Here is a 3,584-nt window from a genome sequence, read left to right as displayed (position 1 = left end):
GCTGCCCGGCGGCAGGACACGGATGCGGCCGGGATCGTAGGCCGCGTAGCCGGCATACTGCACTTCCGCCTCGTCGCGGGACGAGGCGATGATCAGGCTGGCGCCGGCCATGGCGAGGCTCTCCGCGATCTCGCGCGCCGCGGTCGAGAGGCCGCTCGGGGCCGGCGGGTAGTCCCAGGCGAGGTAGGCGACCCGCATCAGGCGGCGAGCAGGCGGCGATACAGGGCGAGGTAGTCGGCCGCCATGCGCTCGGCGGTGAAGCGCGCCTCGAAGCGTGCGCGGACCTGGGCCCGGTCGATCTGCTCGATCCGCCCGAGCGCGGCGACCGCCTCCGCTTCGGAAGACACGATGAAGCCCGTCACGCCGTCCTCGACGATCTCCGGCACGGAGCCGCGGTTCCAGGCCACCACCGGCGTGCCGCAGGCCATCGCCTCGATCATCACGAGGCCGAAGGGCTCCGGCCAGTCGATCGGGAACAGCAGCGCCCGCGCGCCGCCCAGCAGTTCCCCCTTCCGGCGATCGTCGACGGGTCCGAGATAGGTCGCGTCGTCACCCAGCAACGGGCGGACCCTGTGCTCGAAGTAGTCCGGGTTGCCGACGTCGACCGTGCCGCCGAGCCGGATCGGGACGCCGGCGGCGCGCGCGACACGGATCGCGGTGTCCGGCCGCTTCTGGTCGGTCATCCGGCCGACGAAGGCGACGTGCGCGCCGGGCTGCGTCTGCAGGGCGTAGCGGTCCCGCGCGATGCCGTGATGCACGATCCCCGCCCGGTTCGCGGCCGGGATGCCGGCCTCCTGCGCCGCCGAGATCGCCGCGACCGGCAAGTCGGGGAAGCCCGCGAAGAACAATGCCCGGTCGAGCTCGTCCACGCGCCAGTGCACCGTCGTGAGGCTGTGGCGCCGTCGCGCGCCGAGAAGCGCCGCATGCGCGAACTCGCCATGGCAATGCACGATGTCGAACCGGTCGAGCCGCAGCCGCAACGCCTCGAGCTGCAGGGCGTCCAGCGCCGCCGGGACGCCGGGCGCGACGCGTCCATGCCGGCGTTCGAGGGCCGAAAGACTCGGGTGATCGCCCACGTGCGGCAAGTCTGTCGCACTGTCGGAGGGGGCGAACAGTGTTACCTCCACCCCCAAGCCACTGAGCGCCGTGCCGAGGTCGTGGATGACCCGCTCCGTGCCGCCGTGATGCTCAGGGGGAACGGGGAAGATGTTCGGGGCGACTTGGGCGACGCGGATCACGATGGGTACCTCACCTGCAGCGTTCTCTCGTCCCGGCACGCCCGAGACGCCGGCGGCCTGATGTTCGTACTGCATGTCGCCTTGCAGGGCTGCCTTCGCGGCGGCAGCGTCGCGTTCGGGCTGACCGCCGACACCGGCGGCCACATCCGCTATCTGCTCGACCTCGTCGCGGCCTCGTCTCAGGATGCCGGCATCGAGCGGATCGTGATGGCGACGCGGCTGTTCGACGGCATCCATGGCCCGGACTACGCCGTGCCCGAAGAGCGGATCTCCGACAAGGTCGAGCTCGTGCGGCTCGCGAGCGCGTCGCCGGCCTACCGGTCGAAGGAGGAGATGCACGCGGAGGTCGCGAGCTTCGCCCGGAACCTCACGGGCTGGATCGGCCGGCAGGCGCGGGCGCCCGACCTGATCCACGCCCACTACGCCGAAGCGGCCTCGGTCGCGCGGCTGGTCGAGGACGCGCTCGGGATCCCCTTCGTGTTCACCGCCCACTCGCTCGGACGGGTCAAGGCGTCGATCCTCGGCGCAGGCGCCGAGAACGGCCCCGATCTCGCGCCTCGCATCGCCGCCGAGGAAGGGGCCCTGGCCCGCGCCAGCCTGATCATCGCCTCGTCCCGCGACGAGGCGGAAGTGCAGTATGCCGGCTACGCGGCCTACGATCCCGGCCGCATCCGTGTCCTGCCGCCGGGCAGCGATCTGGCGCGATTCACCGCGGCCGAGCCCCTTCCGCGGGTCGACGCCACCATCGACCGTTTCCTGCACGATCCGAGCAAGCCTGCGCTGCTGGCCCTCGCCCGGCCGGTGGCGCGCAAGAACCTCGCGGCGCTGGTGCGGGCCTATGGGGAGAGCCCGGATCTTCAGGCCCGCGCCAACCTCGTCCTGATGGCCGGCATGCGCGAGGATATCGATGCGCTCGACGGCGACATGCCCGCGACCCTGCGCGAGATCCTGGTGCTGATCGACCGCTACGATCTCTACGGCCGCGTCGCCTATCCGAAGACCCACGACCCGGAGGACGTGCCGGCGATCTACGCCTATGCCCGCACCCGCGGCGGCGTGTTCGTGAACCCCGCCCTCAACGAGCCGTTCGGGTTGACGCTCCTCGAAGCCTCCGCCGCCGGCCTGCCGCTGGTGGCGACGGACAGCGGCGGCCCCAACGACATCGTCGAGACCTGCGGCAACGGCCTCCTCGTCGACCCGCGCGCGCCGGATGCGATCGCCGCCGCGTGCCTGCGGATCCTCGACGAGCCCGATCTATATGCGGCCTGCGTCGCGGGCGGCGCCCGCGCGGCGGCCGCCTACGACTGGGACCAGCACGCCGCCCGCTACCACGATCTGCTGCGGGCGCTGCTGGCGCCCGAGCCGCCGCTGGCCGTGCCGCGTCAGCTGCTGGTCTGCGACATCGACAACACCCTCGTCGGCTGCGCGGCGTCGCTCGGCATCTTTCGGCGCTGGCGCAGCCGCCAGGCGGGACTGGCCTTCGGCGTCGCCACCGGCCGTTCCTTCCACTCCGCGATGGCGATCCTCGAGCAGCAGGCCAGCCCGCGCCCGCAGGTGATGATCACCTCGGTCGGCTCGGAGATCTACCATCTCGATCCCAACGGCGTGACCTACACGGCAGACCTGGCCTGGCGCGCGGTCGTCTCGACCGGGTGGGACCGCTCCGGCGTCCGCGCGGCGCTCGCCGATCTCGACGGGCTCGTGCCGCAAGGCCCGCTGGAGCAGCGCGGGCACAAGCTCAGCTATTTCGGGGACGCGACGACGGCAAGGGCGGTGCTCGCCCGTCTCGCGCAGGCGGGGCACCGCGCCAGCGTGATCCACAGCCACGGACGCTACCTCGACGTGCTCCCCGCAGCGGCCTCGAAAGGGACGGCGGTCGCCCACGTCCGGGCGCTCTACGGCCTGCCGGAGCGGGCCGTGTTCGTCGCCGGCGATTCCGGGAACGACGTCGAGATGCTGCGCGCCCAGGCGCAGGCGATCATCGTGGCCAACTACTCCGACGATCTGGCGAGCCATGCCGCGCTGAAGCATTCCTACGTCGCCCGCACCTCGCACGCCCGCGGCATCATCGAGGGCGTCGGCCATTTCCGCCGGATGCTGGCCGATGCCGGCTGAGCCTTCGCATGTGCCCTCCGCGAGCGTGCTGACGCTGGTCCGCGGCCGGGCCGACCGTCTGCGCAACCTCATGCATGGGTTGGCGCGCCAGTCCGCGTCCCCGCGGGAACTGGTGATCGCCTGGATGCAGCTCGAACCCGCGCCGGACCTGCCGGACCCGGGCTGTCCCGTGCGTCACCTCCACGTGGCGGGCGAGCCGATGCCGCTCGCCGCCGCCCGCAACCGCGCGGC

Annotated in this window: 2 protein-coding genes and 2 pseudogenes; 2 read left to right on the top strand and 2 right to left on the bottom strand. The window is 72.3% G+C overall.

Going from position 1 to position 3,584, the window contains the following annotated elements; translation table 11 throughout:
- Together FV223_RS30730 and FV223_RS22895 are read right to left on the bottom strand one after the other, a co-directional pair.
- Positions 1-198: pseudogene (locus FV223_RS30730) on the bottom strand (glycosyltransferase family 1 protein); the annotation flags it as partial.
- Positions 198-1,238 carry a glycosyltransferase family 4 protein gene (locus FV223_RS22895; protein ID WP_147729146.1) on the bottom strand — a complete coding sequence of 347 codons (1,041 nt, stop codon included), beginning with the start codon at positions 1,236-1,238 and terminating at the stop codon, positions 198-200. The pseudogene FV223_RS30730 and the gene FV223_RS22895, both read right to left, overlap by 1 nt.
- Before the next feature lie 60 nt (positions 1,239-1,298).
- Here FV223_RS22895 and FV223_RS22890 point away from each other — a divergent pair, with 60 nt between their 5' ends.
- Both FV223_RS22890 and FV223_RS22885 read left to right on the top strand, forming a co-directional pair.
- Positions 1,299-3,353 carry an HAD-IIB family hydrolase gene (locus FV223_RS22890; RefSeq protein ID WP_147729145.1) on the top strand — a complete coding sequence of 685 codons (2,055 nt, stop codon included), beginning with the start codon at positions 1,299-1,301 and terminating at the stop codon, positions 3,351-3,353.
- Positions 3,343-3,584: pseudogene (locus tag FV223_RS22885) on the top strand (glycosyltransferase family 2 protein); the annotation flags it as partial. The gene FV223_RS22890 and the pseudogene FV223_RS22885, both read left to right, overlap by 11 nt.

It is taken from the genome of Methylobacterium sp. WL116 (assembly GCF_008039455.1).
Lineage (GTDB): Bacteria > Pseudomonadota > Alphaproteobacteria > Rhizobiales > Beijerinckiaceae > Methylobacterium.
The sequence above is the reverse complement of the archived record's forward strand: the minus strand, read 5'-3'. Positions and strand labels throughout refer to the sequence as shown.

What these genes read in the sequence shown, in the direction of transcription:
- FV223_RS22890 (WP_147729145.1), top strand. Translation starts at nt 1,299, where the DNA reads ATGTTCGTACTGCATGTCGCCTTGCAGGGCTGCCTTCGCGGCGGCAGC.